At 65.7% G+C, this 19,556-nt stretch carries 17 protein-coding genes; 7 read left to right on the forward strand and 10 right to left on the reverse strand.

Going from position 1 to position 19,556, the window contains the following annotated elements:
- Positions 1-39: 39 nt before the first annotated feature.
- From MRY80_RS03770 to MRY80_RS03790, 5 genes are read left to right on the forward strand one after another with little or no spacing between them, the layout of a single operon-like run.
- The gene (locus MRY80_RS03770; protein WP_293288198.1) at positions 40-1,401 is read left to right on the forward strand and encodes an MmgE/PrpD family protein; all 1,362 of its coding nucleotides are present in this window, start codon (positions 40-42) and stop codon (positions 1,399-1,401) included.
- Positions 1,394-2,563 carry a CoA transferase gene (locus MRY80_RS03775; RefSeq protein ID WP_293288201.1) on the forward strand — a complete coding sequence of 390 codons (1,170 nt, stop codon included), beginning with the start codon at positions 1,394-1,396 and terminating at the stop codon, positions 2,561-2,563. The genes MRY80_RS03770 and MRY80_RS03775 overlap by 8 nt, the downstream gene beginning before the upstream one ends.
- Positions 2,560-3,360, forward strand: coding sequence for an enoyl-CoA hydratase-related protein (locus MRY80_RS03780; RefSeq protein WP_293288204.1), 801 nt, complete (start codon positions 2,560-2,562; stop codon positions 3,358-3,360). The genes MRY80_RS03775 and MRY80_RS03780 overlap by 4 nt, the downstream gene beginning before the upstream one ends.
- Before the next feature lie 14 nt (positions 3,361-3,374).
- Positions 3,375-4,559: an acyl-CoA dehydrogenase family protein gene (locus MRY80_RS03785; RefSeq protein WP_293288207.1), complete on the forward strand. Its 1,185-nt coding sequence runs from the start codon at positions 3,375-3,377 to the stop codon at positions 4,557-4,559.
- An 8-nt stretch (positions 4,560-4,567) separates the two neighbouring features.
- Positions 4,568-5,506, forward strand: coding sequence for a hydroxymethylglutaryl-CoA lyase (locus MRY80_RS03790; protein ID WP_293288209.1), 939 nt, complete (start codon positions 4,568-4,570; stop codon positions 5,504-5,506).
- A 12-nt stretch (positions 5,507-5,518) separates the two neighbouring features.
- On the opposite strand, the gene MRY80_RS03795 is transcribed toward MRY80_RS03790, so the two are convergent.
- The 3 genes from MRY80_RS03795 to MRY80_RS03805 all read right to left on the reverse strand — a co-directional run bounded on the left by MRY80_RS03795 (position 5,519) and on the right by MRY80_RS03805 (position 8,709).
- Positions 5,519-6,274: an IclR family transcriptional regulator gene (locus MRY80_RS03795; protein WP_293288211.1), complete on the reverse strand. Its 756-nt coding sequence runs from the start codon at positions 6,272-6,274 to the stop codon at positions 5,519-5,521.
- 112 nt (positions 6,275-6,386) lie between these two features.
- Positions 6,387-7,736 (reverse strand): MmgE/PrpD family protein, encoded by a 1,350-nt coding sequence (locus tag MRY80_RS03800; RefSeq protein WP_293288213.1) that lies wholly within the window; start codon positions 7,734-7,736, stop codon positions 6,387-6,389.
- A complete protein-coding gene (locus MRY80_RS03805) occupies positions 7,729-8,709 on the reverse strand; it encodes a 2-dehydropantoate 2-reductase (RefSeq protein WP_293288215.1) in 981 nt (326 codons plus the stop codon). The genes MRY80_RS03800 and MRY80_RS03805 overlap by 8 nt, the downstream gene beginning before the upstream one ends.
- 233 nt (positions 8,710-8,942) lie before the next feature.
- On the opposite strand from MRY80_RS03805, the gene MRY80_RS03810 reads away from it, so the two are divergent.
- Together MRY80_RS03810 and MRY80_RS03815 are read left to right on the forward strand one after the other, a co-directional pair.
- Complete coding sequence (locus tag MRY80_RS03810; protein ID WP_293288216.1) at positions 8,943-10,229, forward strand: TRAP transporter large permease; 1,287 nt, start codon at positions 8,943-8,945, stop codon at positions 10,227-10,229.
- A gap of 28 nt (positions 10,230-10,257) precedes the next feature.
- Positions 10,258-10,767 carry a TRAP transporter small permease gene (locus tag MRY80_RS03815; protein ID WP_293288218.1) on the forward strand — a complete coding sequence of 170 codons (510 nt, stop codon included), beginning with the start codon at positions 10,258-10,260 and terminating at the stop codon, positions 10,765-10,767.
- Between the two features lie 434 nt (positions 10,768-11,201).
- On the opposite strand, the gene dctP is transcribed toward MRY80_RS03815, so the two are convergent.
- The 7 genes from dctP to MRY80_RS03850 all read right to left on the reverse strand — a co-directional run bounded on the left by dctP (position 11,202) and on the right by MRY80_RS03850 (position 19,422).
- Entirely contained in the window at positions 11,202-12,215 is a 1,014-nt protein-coding gene (dctP, locus tag MRY80_RS03820; RefSeq protein WP_293288220.1) for a TRAP transporter substrate-binding protein DctP, read from the reverse strand.
- A 116-nt stretch (positions 12,216-12,331) separates the two neighbouring features.
- On the reverse strand, positions 12,332-13,060 hold the full coding sequence (locus tag MRY80_RS03825) for an IclR family transcriptional regulator (protein ID WP_293288222.1): 729 nt from the start codon (positions 13,058-13,060) through the stop codon (positions 12,332-12,334).
- Positions 13,061-13,119: 59 nt separating this feature from the next.
- Positions 13,120-14,277: an alpha-hydroxy acid oxidase gene (locus MRY80_RS03830; RefSeq protein ID WP_293288224.1), complete on the reverse strand. Its 1,158-nt coding sequence runs from the start codon at positions 14,275-14,277 to the stop codon at positions 13,120-13,122.
- A 44-nt stretch (positions 14,278-14,321) separates the two neighbouring features.
- Positions 14,322-15,527 carry a CoA transferase gene (locus MRY80_RS03835; protein WP_293288226.1) on the reverse strand — a complete coding sequence of 402 codons (1,206 nt, stop codon included), beginning with the start codon at positions 15,525-15,527 and terminating at the stop codon, positions 14,322-14,324.
- A gap of 124 nt (positions 15,528-15,651) precedes the next feature.
- Positions 15,652-16,440 carry an enoyl-CoA hydratase-related protein gene (locus MRY80_RS03840; protein WP_293288228.1) on the reverse strand — a complete coding sequence of 263 codons (789 nt, stop codon included), beginning with the start codon at positions 16,438-16,440 and terminating at the stop codon, positions 15,652-15,654.
- A gap of 30 nt (positions 16,441-16,470) precedes the next feature.
- Positions 16,471-18,231, reverse strand: coding sequence for an acyclic terpene utilization AtuA family protein (locus MRY80_RS03845; RefSeq protein ID WP_293288230.1), 1,761 nt, complete (start codon positions 18,229-18,231; stop codon positions 16,471-16,473).
- Positions 18,232-18,246: 15 nt separating this feature from the next.
- On the reverse strand, positions 18,247-19,422 hold the full coding sequence (locus tag MRY80_RS03850) for an acyl-CoA dehydrogenase family protein (protein ID WP_293288232.1): 1,176 nt from the start codon (positions 19,420-19,422) through the stop codon (positions 18,247-18,249).
- Between the last annotated feature and the right edge of the window lie 134 nt (positions 19,423-19,556).

Here is a 19,556-nt window from a genome sequence, read left to right on the forward strand (position 1 = left end):
ATATGAGGATCAATATGTTTGATTGTGAAACAAAGCAAGATGCCTGAACCGACCGAACTCACCGCCTCGCTCGCCAATTTCGTGGCCGGGCTGGACGCAAACGACCTGCCCGCCAAGGCGCGTGACATCGCGCTCAGCGGCTTCATCGACTGCATCGCCGTGCTCTATGCCGGCTGGGACGCGCCCGCCGCCACGCATATGCGCAAGGTGGCTGGAACCGACACTTGGGCCGATCCGCTGCAGGCCTCGGGACTTCCCGCGCAGGAGGAGGCCCTGCACCTCGCCATCGCCGCCCATGCCCTGGATTTCGACGACACTGCGATCGCCGGCCATCCGAGCGCGGTCCTCGTCCCGGCGATCCTCGCCGAACTGAAGGCCAATCCGAAACCCGGCCTGCGCGCCATTGCCGCCTGGGTCGCCGGATACGAGGTGTGGGCCGAACTCGACGCGCGCGAGCCGGATCCCCTGCATGGCAAGGGCTGGCATCCAAGCGCGGTCTACGGCCCCCCGGCCGCCGCCGCGGCCATCGCCTCCCTGCGCGATCTGGATACGAACAAGACGCAGACGGCGATTTCGATCGCCGCGTCGATGACGGGCGGACTGGTGGCGCAGTTCGGCACCTGGACGAAGCCCTGGCAACTCGCACGGGCCGCGCAGGCCGGCCTTGTCGCCGCCTCTCTCGCCGAGACCGGCATGGAGGCCGCGCCCGACGCGCTGGAGCATCCGCGCGGTTTTCTCGGAGCGCTGTCGCCTCGCGGCAATGCCCGGCTCGACGGCCCGCGCGCCGCAGACCTGCATGTCCTGCAGCAAGGCCTTAACATCAAGTTCTACCCCGTCTGCTACGCCATGCATCGCGCCCTGGACGCGGCGGCGGAACTGGCCGCCGACAATGACATCGATCCCGCGCAGGTGGCCGCGGTCGATGTCGAGATCGGCGCGACGCAGGCCGGCCTCCTGCATTACAGCCAACCCGAAACCGTGGCGCAGGCACGATTCTCGCTGCAATTCTCGATCGCCGCGATCCTGCTGCGGCGAAAATGCGGCCTTGGCGAACTGGCCGACGATTTCATCCTGTCGGAACCGGTTCGCGCGCTGACGCCCAAGATCACGATGACGCTGCTCGAGGAACGGTCGCCGGACGAGCCGGCCCATTCGCCCTGGGACCGCGTCACGATCCGCATGAAGGACGGCAGCGTGCTCGTCTCGCGCAAGGTCGACTTCCCGCTCGGCCATTTCCGCAAGCCCGCCGGGCCAGACGCGCTGAAGCGCAAATTCGACGACTGCCTCACCGGCTGCCTGCCGAAGGAGCGGGCCGACACCCTCTACCGAGCGCTTGCCGATCTGCCGGCGCTGGCCAGCACAACCTCTCTTTTCGAACTACGGGAATTCGCCGATGCCTGACGACAAACTTCCACTCCGCGGCCTGACGGTGGTGGAGTTCTCCACCTCCGTTGCCGCCCCCTTCGCCGGTCAGGTGCTGGCCGATCTCGGCGCGCGCGTCATGAAGGTCGAGAACCCGGAGCATGGCGACGACGCGCGCAACTGGGGGCCGCCCTTCGCCGACAACGGCATGTCGCCGGTCTTCAATTCCTTCAACCGCAACAAGCAGTCGCTGGCGGTGAACCTGAAGGACGAAGCCGAGCGCGGCAAATTGCGCGACTTCATCGTCCGCCACGCCGACATCGTTCTGCAAAACCTGCGGCCCGGCCTGCTCGCGAGCCTCGGTTTCGACGGCAAGTCGCTGCGCGCGGACGCGCCCAAGCTCATCTGGTGCGACATGCACGCTTTCGGCGCCCAGGGCCCGAAGAAGATGCAGCCGGGCTACGACCCGCTGATGCAGGCATGCGGCGGCATCATGAGCATTACCGGGCTGGAGGGCCAGGAGCCGATCCGGGTCGGTCCGTCGATCGTCGATCAGGGCACCGGCATGTGGGCCGTCATCGGCATCCTCGCCGCGCTGCGCGAACGCGAACTGACCGGCGAAGGCTCCGAGGTCTCCACCTCCCTCTACGAAACGGCCATCGGCTGGGTGCCGGTGCAGATCGCGACCTATTTCCTGAACGGCAAGGTGCCGCGCAAATTCGGCACCGAGAATTTCGGCTACGCGCCGTGCAAGGCCTATGAGGCGAAGGGCGGTTGGCTGATGCTGGCGGCCGGCAATGACCGGCTCTACAGGAAGCTGACCGACGTCATCGGCGACGCCGACTTCGCCAACGATCCGGATTTCGCCTCGAACCCACAGCGGGTGGAAAACCGCGAGAAGCTGAACGCCCGGCTTCAGGACCTGATCGGCCGCGGCGATCGGGACGACTGGGTCGCGCGGCTCAACGCCGTCGGCGTTCCGGCCGCGCCCGTCCTCAGCCTCGACGAAGTCGTCGCCGATCCGCAATTCGACGCCGTCGAGATGGAGCAGACGCTTCCCGAAGACGACATGCGGCTGATCGGCGTGCCGCTGACATTCGACGGCGTCCGTCCGCCGCTGCGGCACGGCCCGCCGGCGCTCGGCGACGCCACCCACCTGCTCGACGAAGACGAGGACAACCGGAAAGAAGCAGCCCAATGACGAACCTTCCCGCAATGAGGCGCCTGAAGCTCGAGGAAGTCGAGCCCGGCATCCTGGTGGTCAGCTTCGACAGACCCGAAGTCATGAACGCCATCGACACCGCGACCTGCGAGGACCTGCGCGATCTCTTCGCGCCCTTCAGCCGCAATCCCGGTCCGTGGCGGGCCATCATCCTTACCGGCACCGGCGACCGCGCCTTCTGCGCCGGCGGCGACCTGAAGGAACGCCAGGGGATGACCGACGACCAGTGGCGCGCCCAGCACGACATCATCGAGGAAGGCGCCTGGGCGCTCCTCAACGCCACCGCCCCGACCATCGCCGCCGTCAACGGCGTCGCCTATGGCGGCGGCTGCGAACTCTCGCTGTGTTGCGACTTCATCTATGCCGCCGACACCGCCCGCTTCGCCCTGCCCGAAGTGACCCGCGGCATCATTCCGGGAGGCGGCGGCACCCAGACCCTGTCGCGGTCCGTCGGCGAACGCCGAGCCAAGGAACTGATGATGACCGGTCGCCCCTTCTCGGCCGCGGACGCGCATGAATGGGGGATGGTCAACCGGATCGTGCCGCAGGCGGAACTGATGTCCGCCGCAATGGAGACGGCACGCGCCATCGCCGCCAACGCGCCGGTCGCCGTGCAGCAGATCAAGAAGGCGGTTCGCCACGGCCTGCAGACCGACCTCACGCGCGGGCTGGAAATCGAAATCCTCGCCTATGGCCGCACCATCGGGACGGAAGACCGGCTCGAGGGCGTGCGCGCATTCAACGAAAAGAGAAAGCCCGAATTCAAGGGCCGCTAGAAAGGACAGACACGATGGCATTCGACGCCGCGACCGCTCACGTCGAGATCGGAAACGACTACCCGGAAATTCGAGAAGGCGTGCAGGCCGTCTGCAGCCGATTTCCGACCTCCTACTGGCGAGAGCTCGACAAGAAGGACGCCTTCCCGGACGAGTTCGTCGCGGCGATGACGGAAGCCGGCTACCTCGCCGCGCTGATCCCGGAAGAGTATGGCGGGTCCGGCCTGCCGCTGCGCGCCGGCGCCGTCATCCTTGAGGAGATCCACGCGTCCGGCGGCGACGCCTATGCGTGCCACGCCCAGATGTACATGATGAACATCATCCTGCGGCACGGCACCCAGGCGCAGAAGGACCGCTACCTGCCGATCATCGCGTCCGGCGAATTGCGCTACCAGGCCTTCGGCGTCACCGAGCCGACCACCGGCTCCGACACGCTCAAGCTCAAGACGCGGGCGGTGCGCGACGGCGACCACTATGTCGTCAACGGCCAGAAGATCTGGACTTCGCGCGCCCTGCAGAGCGACCTGATGACCCTGCTCGTGCGCACGACGCCGGTCGATCAGGTGCAGAAGCGCACCGACGGCCTGTCCGTCCTGCTGGTCGATCTGAAGCAAGCCGTCGGCAACGGCCTCACCATCAAGCCGATCGACACGATGGTGAACCACCACACCAACGAGATGTTCTACGACAACCTGCGGGTTCCCGTCGAAAACCTGATCGGCGAGGAAGGCAAGGGTTTCCGCTACATCCTCGACGGCATGAATGCCGAGCGCATTCTCGCCGCCGCAGAAGGTCTCGGCGACGCCCGCTACTTCATCGAGCGCGCCCGCAAATATGCCTGCGAACGCGAGGTCTTCGGCCGCCCCATCGGCGCGAACCAGGGCGTGCAGTTTCCGATCGCCAAAGCCTATGCGGAATGGAAGGCGGCCGACATGCTCAACCGTGCCGCAACGGCGCTGTTCGAGACGGGCGAACCGTGCGGCGAGGACGCCAACATCGCCAAGCTGATGGCGTCGGAAGCGGCCTGGAACGCCGCCGAGGCCGCCATGCAGACCTTCGGCGGTTTCGCCGCAGCGAGCGAGTACGACATCGAGCGCAAGTGGCGTTCGGCACGCCTCGCCCGCATCGCGCCGATCTCCTACAATCTCATCCTCGCCTATGTCGGGCAGCACGTGCTCGGCATGCCGAAATCCTATTGAGGACAGACATGTCGCTTCCCCAGAAAGTCACGGTCAGCGAGGTCGGCCCGCGCGACGGCCTGCAGATCGAGAAAACGATGCTGCCTGCCGCCGACAAGCTGCGCCTGATCGAGGCGCTGGCGGATGCCGGACTGACCCGCATCGAGGCGACAGGCTTCGTCCATCCGAAGGTGATCCCGCAATTCGCGGATGCCTCCGAGGTGGCCGAAGCGCTGCCGCGCCGGCCAAGTGTCCGTTACGCCGCGTTCATACCGAACCGGCGGGGAGCGGAACGTGCGGTGGCGGCTGGCGTCGATGACCTGAAATGCGGCGTCGCGGCCTCCGACACGTTCAACCGGCTGAATGTCCGGATGGACACCGCCACGGGCATGCGCTCGCTGGAGGAAATCGCCGAGGTGGCCGCCGGCACGCCGTCGCGCGTCGTCGGCGTGGTCGCGACGGCCTTCGGCTGCCCCTATGAGGGTGCCGTCCGCTTCGAGGAGGTCGATCGGCTGTTCACCCACCTGGTAGGGCTCGGCACGGACCTCATCTATCTCGCCGACACGACCGGGATGGCCGACCCGTCGGCCGTGAAGGATCGCGTCACGCGGCTCGCCGAACGCCATCCCGACACGCGCGTCGGCCTGCATCTGCACAACACCCGCGGACTTGGCCTCGCCAACGCGCTGGCAGGGCTCGAATGCGGGGTGACCGACTTCGAAGGCTCCATCGGCGGGCTGGGTGGCTGTCCGTTCGCGCCGCGCGCGGTCGGCAACATCTGCACTGAGGACTTCGTCCATATGTGCCATCGCATGGGCATCGAAACCGGCCTCGACCTCGACCGCCTGCTCGACGCCGCCCGCCTGGCGCAGGACCTGCTCGGGCGCAACCTGCCGGGCATGGTGCTCAAGGCCGGACCGGCCGACGCCCTCCACGATCCCGAGGGAACGCGCGAGAAGGTCGACTAGACTTCTTCGCCCTCAGTCGGCGCGCGAGCCGAGCGCGCCGGAAAGCGCCTCGGCGCAACGCCTGACCTCGGTTTCGATGCTCGCCGCCAAGGCCGGATCGAGCACCAGGCTCGCGGGACCGATCGCGGTGACGGCCGCGACCACTTCGCCGCTCGCGCCGCGCACGGCCGCCGCGCAACTCGCCATGTGAGGGTCGAAATCCGACCGCTTGTGCACCACGCCGGCTTCGCGGTCGTCAGCGGCCTGGCGGCGCAACTCCGTCGGCTTCAGCTTTTCGCGGGCGGGCAGGTGGCGCTTGATGAACCGGTCGAGCGCGGCACTGTCCATCGCCGCGAGCAGTATGCGACCGCTGGACGTGCTCCATGCGTCCTGACGTGCGCCCACCCGCAAGCTGCTCACAAGGGACGCCTGGGCCGGAACATGCGCGGTGTAGACGGCGTCGCGCCCGTCGAGAACGGCCAGATATGTCGACAGATGGGTGCGGCGGCTGAGGTCTTCGAGAAAGGGCTGCGCCACCTCGCCGATGCTGCGCGTGGAAAGATAGTGGTATCCGAGGCCAAGCACTTCGCCCGTGAGCACGTAGCGGCGGCCGTCGGCGGTACGCGCGATCAGGCCTTCGGCCTCCAGCGTATAGATGAGCCTGAAGGCCGTGGACCGCGAAACGCCGGCACCGGCGGCCAGTTCCGCGGCGGACAGTTCGGGATGCTCGCGCGAAAACAGGCGCAGCATCGCGACGCCACGCGAGAGCCCCGGCACAATGTAGCGCATGTCGACATCCTGCCGCTCATCGCTATCGTCGCGTTTCGCCATCCTGTTGTTAAGCCTCTCGAATCGCCGCCTCTTGCCTTGGCAAACAAGGTGGAGGCCAGCACGATCGGAGTCAATTCGACTCGGTGCCAACAGCGGTGACAGCCGCGAAGAGACGATCGAGATTCGGCGCGTCGTGCAGACGCTCGATCTCATCGACCAACCTGGCGATCTTCCGCTCCTCCGTGCCGATCTCCGGCGCCATGCGAAGCGCGAAGGCGCGAGCTTCGTCGAAATCCGGCTGACCCACGGCCTTGTCGACCGAGCCCCTGAGCGTGCGTCCGTCCGACAGCTGCATCTCGATGCGGCATTGGCGCTCTTCCAGCCCCTCGTCTCTCTCCACCGCGATGCGGGCAGCCAGGCGCAGGATGTCCGGATCGGTCAGGCGGTGCAGATCGTCCAGCGCCAGCCTCCCGTCGAGCAGGCCGACACCGAGACAGAACTGGGCGCTCATCTTGGTCGCCGTGGCACTGGCGAAGTCCGGGCCCGGATTGTCGATGCCGGGGAAATTGGCTTCGAAGGGATTGAGCGAGAGGACGCAGCGTTCCACCGTCGCGCCACGGATGTCCTCGGCAAGGGACAGGACCAGGCCCATCGGCCCCTGCAGGACGGCGCAACAGGGGAAGGACTTCACCGTCACCTCCATGACCTGCCACGTCTCGCCCAACGCCTCCAACGCCTCCACAGGTTGACGATCCACACCGGCGGCAGCGGCATAGAGACCGTCTTCGCCTTCCAGCATGTGGCGCCCGGCGGTCGCGCCAGCAGCCGCGAGTTCGGCGGCCACCACGCCGTTGCGGGCGCCGAAACCCAGATGATACGGGAATTCGGCACTGCCTTCCCGCCACACCTGCAACAGGCCGCCAGCCTGGTGCGTGACCAGCGCCAGCGCGTGGCCCGCGGCGACACCGTCCAGGTGGCGCAGACGCGCCGCCGCACCGGCAGCGCCGAAACCGGCCCAAACGGCCGCCGCGCGAAAGCCGCGCGCGCTGACTTCCTTGTCGAAATCGCGCCCGATGCGCCCGAGCGTCTCGTAGCCGAAGACGAGCGCGTCGAGAAAATCGCGGCCCGACGCGCCCCGGGCTTCCGCGACCGCAAGGGCGGCAGCGGTGATCGGCGCGCCCGGATGTGATGTCGAAGCGAGATGGGTGTCGTCCTGCGACCGGATCGCCATCAGCGCGCCATTGGCAAGCGCCGCCCAGTCCGGCGTCGTCCGCTTGCCGCTCGCAATCAGCGTGGACGGACCACTGCGCCCGTCGACGGCCACGCGGTGGGCGACGGTTTCGCGCGTCCTTGCGGCGAGAGCGACGGAAAGATTGTGCACGAGATTGATGCGGGCGCGCTCGATCGTTTCCGCCGGCGGCTGCGGCGATTGCGCGATGAACGCGCCGATCGTGCCGGTCAGGCTCGGCCGATCAGTCATCGGAATAGAGCTGCTTGTCGATCGCCAGGCGCGCGACGATCGCCGCCACGGCATCGAGAGACGGGCACGGGACGCCTGCGGCGCGCGCGAATGCGGCCGGCGCGAGCACGATCTCTCCGATCTCCATCGGCCGGCCCTGCTCGTAGTCCTGAAGCAGCGACGGACGATGATGCGCGATCTTGGCCATCACCTCGGCGGGGTCGATCTCCACCTCGTAGCCCCACGCCTTGGCGATGGCGTTACCCTCGACAATGATGCGCGAATAGATCTCGCCGAGACGCGGATCCTCCCGGGAGATGGAGGAGCGGTTGCGGGTCGCCAGCGCGATCGCCGAGCCGCTCATGTTCTGAAGGAGCTTGCGCCACATGGAGGAGCGCACACCGGCCGGGCGCGAAGCGATCATGTCGGTGCCGGAAAACGCATCCAGCAGGCGGTCGGTCGCCGCCTCGCCCTCCGGAACCAGTTCGCTGAAACTGACGAAGTTCTTTCCCGGAGAGGAATTGAACACGACGCCGGGCTCGCGGATTTCGTTGCCCGAATAGATCGTGCCGCCGGCGATCTGCGACGGCGAGAGGTAATCCAGGAATCCCCTGGCCAGCCGGAAGATCGGCAGATCGGGCAAGGCATGCGGCAGGTCTTCGCCGACCGGATACCACCACGGCATGCCGTTCTGGGGAAAGAGGACAAGGGTGTGCGGACCGACAAGCGGCTTCAGAAGCGGGACCATGGCGGCAAGGCCGGTCGCCTTAACGCCGACGATGACCACGTCCTGAGGCCCGAGCGACGCCGGATCGTCGCTGGCGGCAACCGCGACCGTTCCGCGCTCCTCTCCGCCGACGAAGCCCAGCCCGTTCTCGCGGATCGCGGCGAGATGGGCGCCGCGCGCGACCACCGAGACCTCATGTCCAGCCTGTGCCAGCCGATAGGCGAAATGGCCGCCCGTGGCGCCGGCCCCAAGCACGCAAATTCGCATGCGTCCCCTCCCCGAATGCCTTATCATTATTGTGAATGCATGATGCGCAGACAAAACCGCATTATTCGACAGAGCGCAACATTTATCGTGACAGCGAAGCAGCGAGTCGCCTTGACGCACTCGCGCGGGGGACGTAACGTCTTATTCGCGGTCGTGAATTTGTATTCGCGCATGCGGAAAATAGGAAACGCGCGCGAGCCACGTCATGGCGGAGCCGCGGGGGAGGAGTACCGTTGGACAGTCCGCTTCTGTGGGCGAGCGCCTTGCTCGTGATCTTGCTGCTTGCAGCGACACCGGTGGCATTCGCCCTGCTCATTTCAGGGATGGTCGGTCTCTACATGACCATCGGCTTCGGCCCGCTCTCCGGCGCCTTGCAGCTCGGGCCCTATGAGTCGGTCGCCAGCTTCACCCTGACCACGCTCCCGATGTTCGTCCTGATGGCGGAGTTCCTCACGGCCGGCCGCTTCACCCGCGACATCTTCGAAGCCGGCGACAAGTGGCTTCGCCACATTCGCGGCGGCATGGCGATGGCGGCTGTCGGCGGCGGAACATTGCTGGCGGCGATCTGCGGATCCTCGAGCGCCGCTGCGGGCACGCTCGCGGCCGCGGCCTATCCGGAAATGAAGCGGCTCGGCTATTCCGACAGCTTCGCCACCGCCTCCACGGCGATCGTCGGCACGCTGGCGATCATGATCCCGCCCTCCATCGGCTTCGTCTTCTACGGCATCCTGACCGAGGTCTCGATCGGCAAGCTGTTCCTGGCGGGCCTGATCCCGGGGATCATCACCGGCTTCACCTTCCTGATCGTCATCTATCTGAATGTGCGTCTGCGACCGGATTCCGCGCCCAGCGTCGCGCCTGCTCCGCCGATCAAGGAGCGTGTCCGCGCGCTGCTGCCGATCTGGCCGATTCTCGGCTTCATGGTGCTGATGTTCGCGGGCCTCTACAGCGGCGCCGTCACCGCCACCGAGATCGGCGCCGTCGGCGCGTTCCTCGCCTTGGTCTTCGGCGTGGTGATGCGCCGGATCGGCTGGAAGGAATTCTACGGCGCCATGGCCGCCTCGGCGCGCAACTCCATCATGATCTTCACGATCATCATCGGCGCCGGCATCTTCGGCCTGTTCCTGACCGTGTCGGGCATGACCCAGTCGCTGCTGGTCATGGTGACGGAAGCCGGCCTCAACCGTTGGACGATCCTGCTGATCGTCGTGGCGATCTGGCTCTTCCTCGGCTTCTTCCTGGAACAGTTCGCCATCCAGGTCCTCACCGTTCCCGTGGTCGTTCCGCTGCTGATGCAGTTGGGCTTCGACCCGATCTGGATCGGCGTGCTGCTGGTCAAGGCGGGAGAGATCGGCGTCGTGACGCCGCCGATGGGGCTGAACGTCTTCGTGGTCAGTTCGGTGACAAAGGTCGACGTGAACACGGTATTCAGAGGCATATGGCCCTTTGTCCTCGCCGAACTGGTCATCCTCGGCCTGCTGATCGCCGTGCCGCAACTTTCCCTCTGGCTGCCGGGCTGAAGAAGCCGGAAAGAGATCGAGGCAAATCATGAGAAAAGCAACCGACCGCATCCTGTCCGCAATCGAGATTGCCGGCATGTCGCTGGCGCTGCTGACGCTCTTCCTGATCATGATTTCGATCACGGCGGACGCGTTCGGACGCTACTTCCTGCATACGCCGATCACAGGCCAGTACGAGTTCACGGCGCTCTACCTGATGGTGATCATGACGTTCATGGGACTGGCACGCACGCAGGCGCTCGGCGGGCATATCGCGATCTCCATCATGGCGCCGACTCTCAACAAGCTGCCGTTCCGGATCGCCGCGCGGCTGACCAGCCTGCTGTGCCTCATCGCCTTCGGGCTGATGACATGGCTGACAGGCGAGGAAGCGCTGAGCCGGATCGCGGCGCGCACGACGACCTTCGGCGCCGTGCAGTTTCCCACCTATCTGAGCTATTGCTGGGTGCCGATCGGCGTCGGCATCCTGTCCCTGCGCCTTCTCCACCAGACCATCTGGCCGGTGGCGTATGAAGGCCAGTCCGCGGACTACGAATAAGAGCAGCCAACGCTCCCTCAGGGGGCATCGCGTTCCGGGCGACATCCTCCCCGCCCGGAACGCTTCGCTTGTCCGCCGCAATTCGCGCCAAGCGCCATTCGCTGCCATGCTTGACGGCACGGCCGATCACGGTGCGCGCGGACGCCCTGAGCGCCGTCCAGCCTTCCATCTGCAATGAAGTCATTGGCGTGGTGCCGATCGGCGGCGCCGCCCCGGACTCGCGGCGCTCCAACAGACAGTCTCGCCAGTAGTCCGACGAAAGCCGGTCGAAGATCCTTCGCCCGGAGCGTTCTCTCGACTCTCGCAAATCCCAAGAGCCAGATCCGCCGCGCCTCACGGCAGGTGGCGGACCAAAGAAAGACGGAGGAGGCTTGCGCCTCCTCCGTTAGCTTGTTTCTGGTCCGTCTTTTGTTTTATGGCCGTGAAGCGTTGGCTCAGTCGAGACCGGCGGCCTTGCGAGCTTCGGCCAGCATTTCATCGCCGGGAAGGCCGCGACCGTTCATCTGCGTCGCCCATTCGTCGGCAACCTTGCCCTGCGCGTCCTTGATCACGCCGACCACGTCGTCCGACAGGTCGTAGACGTTCACGCCGGCTTCGGCGAGCTTCGCCATCGCCTCGTCGCTGCCCTTGTTGTACTCGACAGCGATGTCGCGACCGACTTCACGGCCGACTTCCATGATCAGGTCCTGCAGGTCCTTCGGAAGGCTCTGGAACTTGCGCTCGTTCATGAACATCACGCCGGAGTTCGATCCGAAGGAGATGTTCTTGGCGACGCCCTTGACGACTTCCTGGAGGTTGTAGCCGAGCGTGGAGGCCGGGGCGAAGATGGCGCCGTCGATCGTGCCGCGTTCGACGCCGACATAGATGTCCGGGGCGCCCATGTTGATCGGGATCGCACCGGCGTTCTTGAGCGTCAGTTCGACGACACTGCCGCCGGCGCGCAGCTTCAGGCCCTTTAGCGCGTCGACGGTGTCGATGCTCTCGGCCTTGGTGGTCAGGAACTGCGAAGGCGTGCACTGGACCTCGACGGCACGGACGCCAAGCGGACCGTATTCCTTTTCCTGCAGCGGGCCATCGGCGAGCGCCTGGAACGCGGTGTAGCACTGTTCGATGTCGGCGCTGATGCTCGGCAGTTCGACGACCGTCGACAGCGGAATGCGGTCGGACACGTAGCCCGCGACCTGCACGGCGAGATCGGCGACGCCGGTGCGGACCGCCTCGAGCATGCCGGCGGACTTGGCGAGCTGCTGCGCCGGGTAGTGTTCGATCTTGATGCGACCTTCGGACCGCTCCTCCAGCTTGTTGATGAAGGGCTGCACCGTGACGACGGACGCGATGTGGGTCAGCGGAAACTGGTCCGCGAGACGCAGCGTGTAGACTTCTTGCGCGTTCGCCGGAAGCGTGGCCGCGACAACGGCACCTGCGGCCGCGATTGACTGGATTTTCATCATTTCCTCCCTGTTTGGCCGACCTGTCCGGCTCGAATTTATTCGCCGGGGCGGAGTTAAATTCAAGACAGCGAAGTATCGGTTTGTCAAGCCAAGGAGGCGAATCTGCCGGAAAATCAGGGAGTTTCGAGCTGTCGGCAGATCTCCTGCATGCGGCTGATCGCCTTGTCGATCTTGCCTTCCATGCGGTAATTGGCGCCGGCCATGGTGATGAAGTAGTCCGAACGGTTCCAGCGGAAGTGCGTGGTCACCGTCAGGCCCGTCTGGATGCTTTCCTCCTGGTTGAGGAAATAGCCCCGCTCCAGGCTCTTCGCGATGTCCTTGCGCAGCACTTCCGGGTCGGTGATCGTGTGATCGGTCATCGGCTTCAGCCCCTTCGACAGCTCCTCCTCAAGAGCGTCCGAGGACAGCGTGCTGAGCAGTGCCTTGCCGACGGAGGTGGCGTGAAGGCTGCGCGCCTGGTCGCCGACCTTCACGAGGAACCGCAGTGCGTGCGAGGGTTCGAAGACGAGCAGATAAGTGACCTGGCGGCCGATCGAATGGGCGAGCGAAACGGATTCGTCAAACTCGTCGCGCAACTCCCGAAGCTTGATCCCGGCCCGCTCCATGATCGGGTCGTTTTCCGAGATCACGCCGGCCAGGTGCTTCAGCTTCTGCGTCGGGTAGAATCCGGCGCGTTGCCCGAGTTCATAAACGTAACCCCGTTCCTGCATCGAACGCACGACGTCGAAGCAGCTCGACATCGGGATATCGAGCAGCCGCGATATCTCCGACAGGGACAGGGGACGCTTTTCTTCGGCGAAGAGCTCGATGAAATCGAGGGTCCGCTTGACGATCTTCGACATGGGCGCTCCTTGGAATTCGATCCGCCCGGAACCGGCCGGGCACCACACACTCCCCGCCTTTAACCGTTAGTCGGCTGCGAACACCAGATGCAATCACGGCTTATCGCCCCGACGCTGGTCGTCCCCGCCAGTGCCATCGACCGCTCCAGCTCGTCCGCCAGGATCTCGATCACGCGCGCGACACCCGCCTCGCCTTCAGCCGCGACACCGTAGAGCGGCGCGCGACCGATCAGAACGGCGCGCGCGCCAAGCGCCAATGCTCGCATGATATCCGTGCCGCGCCGGATGCCGCCGTCAAACAGCACGTCCAGCCGATCCCCTGCCGCGGCCACGACGCCGGGAAGCGCCTCGATGCTCGACGGCGCAGCGTCGAACATCCGCCCGCCGTGATTGGAGACAACGACTGCATCCGCGCCGATGTCGGCGGCTCGCACCGCGTCGGCCGGGTCGAGAACGCCCTTCAGGACCAGCTTGCCCCTCCAGCGGTCGCGGAAGCGGCCGATATCGTCCCACGTGACGCTCGCGGAATTCGCGCGGCGCGGAGGCGCCTGCGTCACGGGCCCGCTCATCGCGCGCGGATAGTTGGCGTAATGCGGCATCCCGCCGGTCATCCAGTATTTCGCCAGGACGCCGGCGAACCAGCGCGGATGCGACAGGATGTCGGCGACGAGAAGCGGGCGCGGCTTCACCGGAAAGCTGAAGCCGTTGCGCTCATTGTATTCCCGGTTCGCCATCACCGGCGTGTCGACGGTGATCAGCAGCGCCTCGGCGCCGGCGCGGGCGGCGCGGTCGACGATTTCGAGGCTCGCCTCGCGGTCGTCCCAGACATAAAGCTGCAGCCACATTCCGCCGGTCGCCACGGCCGCGATCTCCTCGATCGTCGATGTCGAGCTCGTCGCGAGCGTATAGGGGATCCCGGCACGGCCTGCCGCGCGGGCGACCGCCAATTCACCCCGCCATGCGAGCATTCCGGCCGATCCGGTAGGCGCGATCGCGAAGGGCAGCGGCGATTTACGGCCGAGGATATCGGTGGACGTGTCGATCCGCCTGACATCCTTGAGAACGGCAGGCTTGAGGCGAAGGGCAGACAGGGCCGCGCGATTGGCTACCATGGCCTCTTCGTCTTCCGTGCCGCGGTCGAGAAACTCGAAGAAGGCCTTCGGCAACCGGCGTCGGGCCGCCTCGCGGATGTCGGAAATGTTGAGGTGTCGCGTCATGGTGGCGATCCCCTCCCAGGATGCACCGCGGCCGGTCCTCCCGGTCAGTCGTTCGTGCCGGTCCGCTCCGAAACGGCCTCGCCGATTTCGGCGAGCACTTCCTGCGTGTGTTCGCCCAGCCCCGGCGCGGGCCGGCGAATAGTCGCCGGCGTCTCGCTGAACGTCACGGGAAACCGTGCGCTGCGGATCTTGCCCTCGGTCGGATGCTCGACGACCGAGAACATGTCGACGGCCTTGAGATGCGGATGATCGAACAGGCCTTCCAGCGTCGTCACATTGGCGGCCGGGATGTCGATCGTCCGGCAGAATTCCAGCCATTCCTCGGTCGTGCGCGACGTCATGTGCTTGGCGAGATAGGCGCCGCACAGTTCCGCGTTCTTCGTGCGCACCGTCTGGTCGGCGAAATCGGGATCGCGATCGATCAGGTCGGGATCGCCGACGAGTTCGGTGAAGGCGCGCCAGTGCTTGTCTGTGTAGACCACGATGCAGATGTGGCCGTCCTTGGTCGGGTAAGGGCCGCGATGGCGCGACAGGAGGCGCATGTAGCCGATGTCCCCGAGCGGTGGCACGAACGCGCTGCCCGCCATGTGGTCGCCGAGGACGAACTGCGCCATCGTCTCCAGCATCGGCACTTCCAGCTCCTGCCCCTTGCCGGTCAGAGCCTTGTGATAGAGCGCGCTGATCACGGAGATCGCCAGGTAAAGGCCCGTGACCCGGTCGCAGATGTTGATCGGCGCCTGGCGCGGCTTGCCGTCGACCTTCGCAAACAGGTCCGAAATGCCGGCCGAAGCCTGCATGATGTCGTCATAGACCGGACGTCCGGCATCCGGACCGCCCTTTCCGTAGGCGACCGCGGCAGCATAGATGATGCCAGGATTGACGGCGGCAACGTCGGCATACTCAAGGCGCAGCCGCGAGATCGCCTGCGGCCTGATATTGTAGATGAACACGTCGGCCGACTTGACCAGTTCCAGCAACGCGTCCCGGCCTTCGTCGGTCTTCAGGTCGAGCACGACGGACCGCTTGTTGCGGTTGTTCTGCAGATAGAGCGGCCCCATGTCGGAATGCCGTCCAGGGCCGATGTGACGAACGGAATCGCCGCCCGGATGCTCGATCTTGATGACATCTGCGCCAAGATCGCCCATGATCTGGGTCGCGGAAGGTCCCATGACCACGGAGGTCAGGTCGATGACGCGGACCCCGGCCAGCGGCCCCGTCGGTTTGGCATCGCCGGTGTTCAGGTCGGTCATCGAAACGCTCTCATGGGACAGCTTCCTGCTTTAATTCGCTGTATCGAAGTTTAATTCGACACTGCGTAATTTGCTATCCCCGCAACCTGCCTGTGTCAAGGCGAAGCGAGGCGCCGGCAACCGCCTATTCACCGTCGCTCTGCCAGCGCGGCTTGCGCTTTTCGGTGAACGCTGACAGCCCTTCGGCGGCATCGTCCGTCATCGCGGTCAGCATGATCTGCCCTTCCGCGAACGCGATGGCCTCGTGGAAATTCATCTGCTGCATGGCGGCCATGACATATTTGCCGCGCCGGATCGCCGTCGGCGAATTCATGGCCAGCCGCTCCAGGATCCAATCGACCTTCTCGTCGAGTTCCGCCGCGGGAACGACGTAGTTCACAAGGCCCATTTCACGTGCGCGTTCCGCGCCGATCAGCTCGCCGGTGAAGCAGAGTTCTGCGGCATGGCGCGGCAGGATCATGTTGCGGAAATAAACCTGAACCTGCATCGGGAACACCCCGACGCGGGCTTCCGGCAGCCCGAAACGTGCGTGATCGGCGGCCACCGCAAGGTCGCACAGCGACATCAGTCCCATCCCGCCGGCAACGCAGGCGCCGTTGATCCGGGCGACCACCGGCAGAGGCATCGTCTGGACGAAACGGGCCAGCCGCCCGAAATCTGTGGTCGGCTCCTGCAACTGGTCGCCGAAGACCGACGTCCCCTGCTGCAGGTCGCCGCCGGCGCAAAAGGCTTTCTCGCCAGCGCCCGTCAAAACGGCAGCGCGGACACCCTCCTCGGTACTTGCGCGGCGCAGACCATTTTCGATGCCGGTGATGACATCGTTGTTGATGGCGTTGCGGCGCTCTTGCCGGTTGATGGTGATCCAGATGACGGCGCCACGCCGTTCGACGAGGACAGGATCGGTCGCGGACATGGGCGGTTCCTTTCGTTGCGTATGAACCGGTCAGGCGTCTTTGACGAGATCGCGCGGAACGTCCACGGTCATCTCGAGTGCCATCTGGCCGAATGCCTTTCCCTGCGGGTCGATGCGCGGCGAGGCGATGCCGCCGCCGCCGAGCGCATCCTGCAGCAGGAAATTGATCGCATGGATCCCCGGCGCCTCGAAACGCTCTCCGGGTCCTACGACAAGCCCCTCGAAATGCGCCAGCATCCGATCCGTTGTCACCTCGCGGCGGATGAACGGCAGATATTCCGGCTTGCGCGCGATGATCGCGATGTTGGAGCTGTTTCCCTTGTCACCCGAACGGGCGAAAGCAAGCATCCGCAGCGGAACCTTGACCGTCTCGCCGACATCGGGCTGCGCGACCTCCCCATCCGCGCGATACAACGGTGCAGGAGCCTCGCCTTCCGGCACCGCGACCTCGAAGGAGCGTCCATCGACCGTGACGACCGGAGCCGGGAGTTTCGCCTTGTCGACGAAGGCCGTCAGCAGTCGGATGAGCGGGGTCGCCCGCGGACGACCGCCCATGATGCCCGTCGTTCCCGGGGCGAAGGAAATGCCGATCGAGCCGATCTCCTTGGAAAACAGGTCGAGCGCCCGCCGGTCCTTGTGCGCGACGACCAGCCGCAAAACGGCTTCCCGCGTCGCTTCGTTGCGCTGTCCGGGCGGATAGGCCGATTCAGCGCCGAGAGCCTCGGCATGGGTGAAGGAAAAATCTTCGAACCCGTTGCGCGCGAGGATTGCACGGCCGCGCGCCACCAGCGCCTCGCCGGTTCGGTAGGCCTTCTTCGCCGCCTCGGGGCCGACGATGGATATGGTCGCGACCGCGCGATACCCGTCGAGCCAGGTGGCGGACACCTTGTAAGTGGGCGTCGGCGCCCGGCCGCGCGCGCCGGACACCTGAACCTCGTCCGGTCCCGTCTGCTCGATCATCACATTGGAGAAATCGGCCGCCACGTCGGGCAGCAGATAGGCCGACGGATCGCCGATTTCGTAGAGAACCTGCTCGGCGACCACGCCGGGCGTGATCAGCCCGCCGGTCGCGGGCGGCTTCGACAGGGTGAAACTGCCGTCCTCGGCGCAGGCGGCGATCGGATAGCCGATATTCTCCCAGCCCGGCACCTTGTCCCAGTCGGTGTGGATGCCGCCGGTCGCCTGCGGGCCGCATTCCAGCACGTGGCCGACAAGGCTTCCCGCCGCCATCCGGTTGAAATCGTCCTCGCTCCAGCCGAATTCATGCATGAGCACGCCGAGCGCCAGCGCACTGTCGGCGCAGCGGCCGGTGATGACGATGTCCGCCCCTGCTTCGAGGGCCGCGCGGATCGGCAGGGCGCCGAGATAGGCGTTCGCCGTCAGCAGTTCCGGCAGCTCGCCTGACCCGGCCTCGACCTGCAAGAGCTCCGCATGGGGCAGCATGTCGTCGCCCTCGACAATGGCGATCTTCGGCGAAAGCCCCTTGTCTGCGGCCGCGGCGGCGAGCGCATCACGGCATGCGGCGGGGTTGACGCCCCCGGCATTGGTGACCACGCGAATGCCGCGGCTTGAGATGTCGGGGAGGTTCGCCGCGAGGTCCTTGACGAAGTCCGGCGGGAAGCCGGCCTTCGGATCCTTCATTCGGGCCCGCGCCAGAAGCGACATGGTCACCTCGGCGAGGTAGTCCATGACGAAGTAGTCCACTTCCGCGGTGAGCAGTTGCGGGATCGCGGTCGGGCTGTCGCCCCAGGCGCCCGAGGCGCCGCCGATACGGACGAGGCGTTCGCTCATGCCTGGCCTCCTTGATCAGTAGGATTTGGGCAGGCCCAGCACGCGCTCGGCGAGGTAGCACAGGACGAGTTCGCGCGAGACGGGCGCCAGCCGCGTGCCGACGGCCTCGCGGAAATAGCGCTCGACATCGAACTCCGCAGCATAGCCCATGCCGCCATGCGTGCGCACCGCGCGGTCGCAGGCGTTGAAGCAGGCGTCGGCGGCAAGATACTTGGCCGCGTTGGCTTCCGCGCCGCACGACTGGCGGCTGTCATAGAGTTCGGCGGCACGAAGCGTCAGCAACTCGGCGGCCATCAGTTCGGACCAGCTTTCCGCCAGCGGATGCTGGATCGACTGGTTCATGCCGATCGGACGGCCGAAGACCACACGGTCCTTGGCATATTGCGACGCCTTGGACAGCGCCCGGCGACCAATGCCGATGACTTCGGCCGCGTTCAGGATGCGCTCCGGATTGAGGCTGTCCAGAAGAAGCTTGAAGCCCTGCCCTTCCTCGCCGATCCGGTCCTCGACCGGGACTTCCAGCCCGTCGATGAAGATGGAGTTCGAATCCACCGCGGCACGACCCATCTTGTGGATCTCGTGCACGTCGATCTTGTTGCGATCCAGGTCGGTGAAGAAGAGGGTCAGGCCCTCGGTCGGCTTCTTGCATTCCTCGATCGGCGTGGTCCGCGCGATCAGCATGATCTTGTCGGCGATCTGCGCCGTGGAGGTCCAGATCTTGCGACCGTTGACGATGTATTTGTCGCCCTGGCGGACGGCCCGCGTCTTCAGCTTCGTCGTGTCGAGACCGGCATCAGGCTCGGTGACGCCGAAACAGGCGCGGATCTTGCCGGCGATCAAGGGACGCAGCATGCGGTCGTGCTGTTCCGGCGTGCCGTGCACGACGAGCGCGTGAGGCCCGAAAATGTTGATGTGAATGGACGAGCATGCGGCGAAGGCGCCGGCCGAATTGCCGACCACCTGCATCATGATCGCCGCCTCGGTGACGCCGAGCCCCGCACCGCCGAATTCCTCCGGCATCGCGATACCCAGCCATCCGCCTTCGGCGATCGCTTGGGTGAATTCATGGGGAAACGTGCCGGTCGCATCCTTTTCGCGCCAATAGGCGTCGTCGAACCGGTCGCAAATCGCTTTGACGGCGTCGCGGATGGCCGCCTGCTCGTCGGTCTTCACCATGGCTTCGAACGTCATGCTGGCCTCCACTCCCCTCTCGGACCGCACCGTGCGGCCGCCGCCTGAGCGGCTTTTCATTATTCGCTACTGCGAATTATTTTTTACCACCACGAATTAATTACGCCCCCGCTTGGGCGGCGTCAAGACACGCT

The sequence above is a fragment of the Oricola sp. genome (assembly GCF_022763245.1).
Classification (GTDB): Bacteria; Pseudomonadota; Alphaproteobacteria; order Rhizobiales; family Rhizobiaceae; genus Oricola.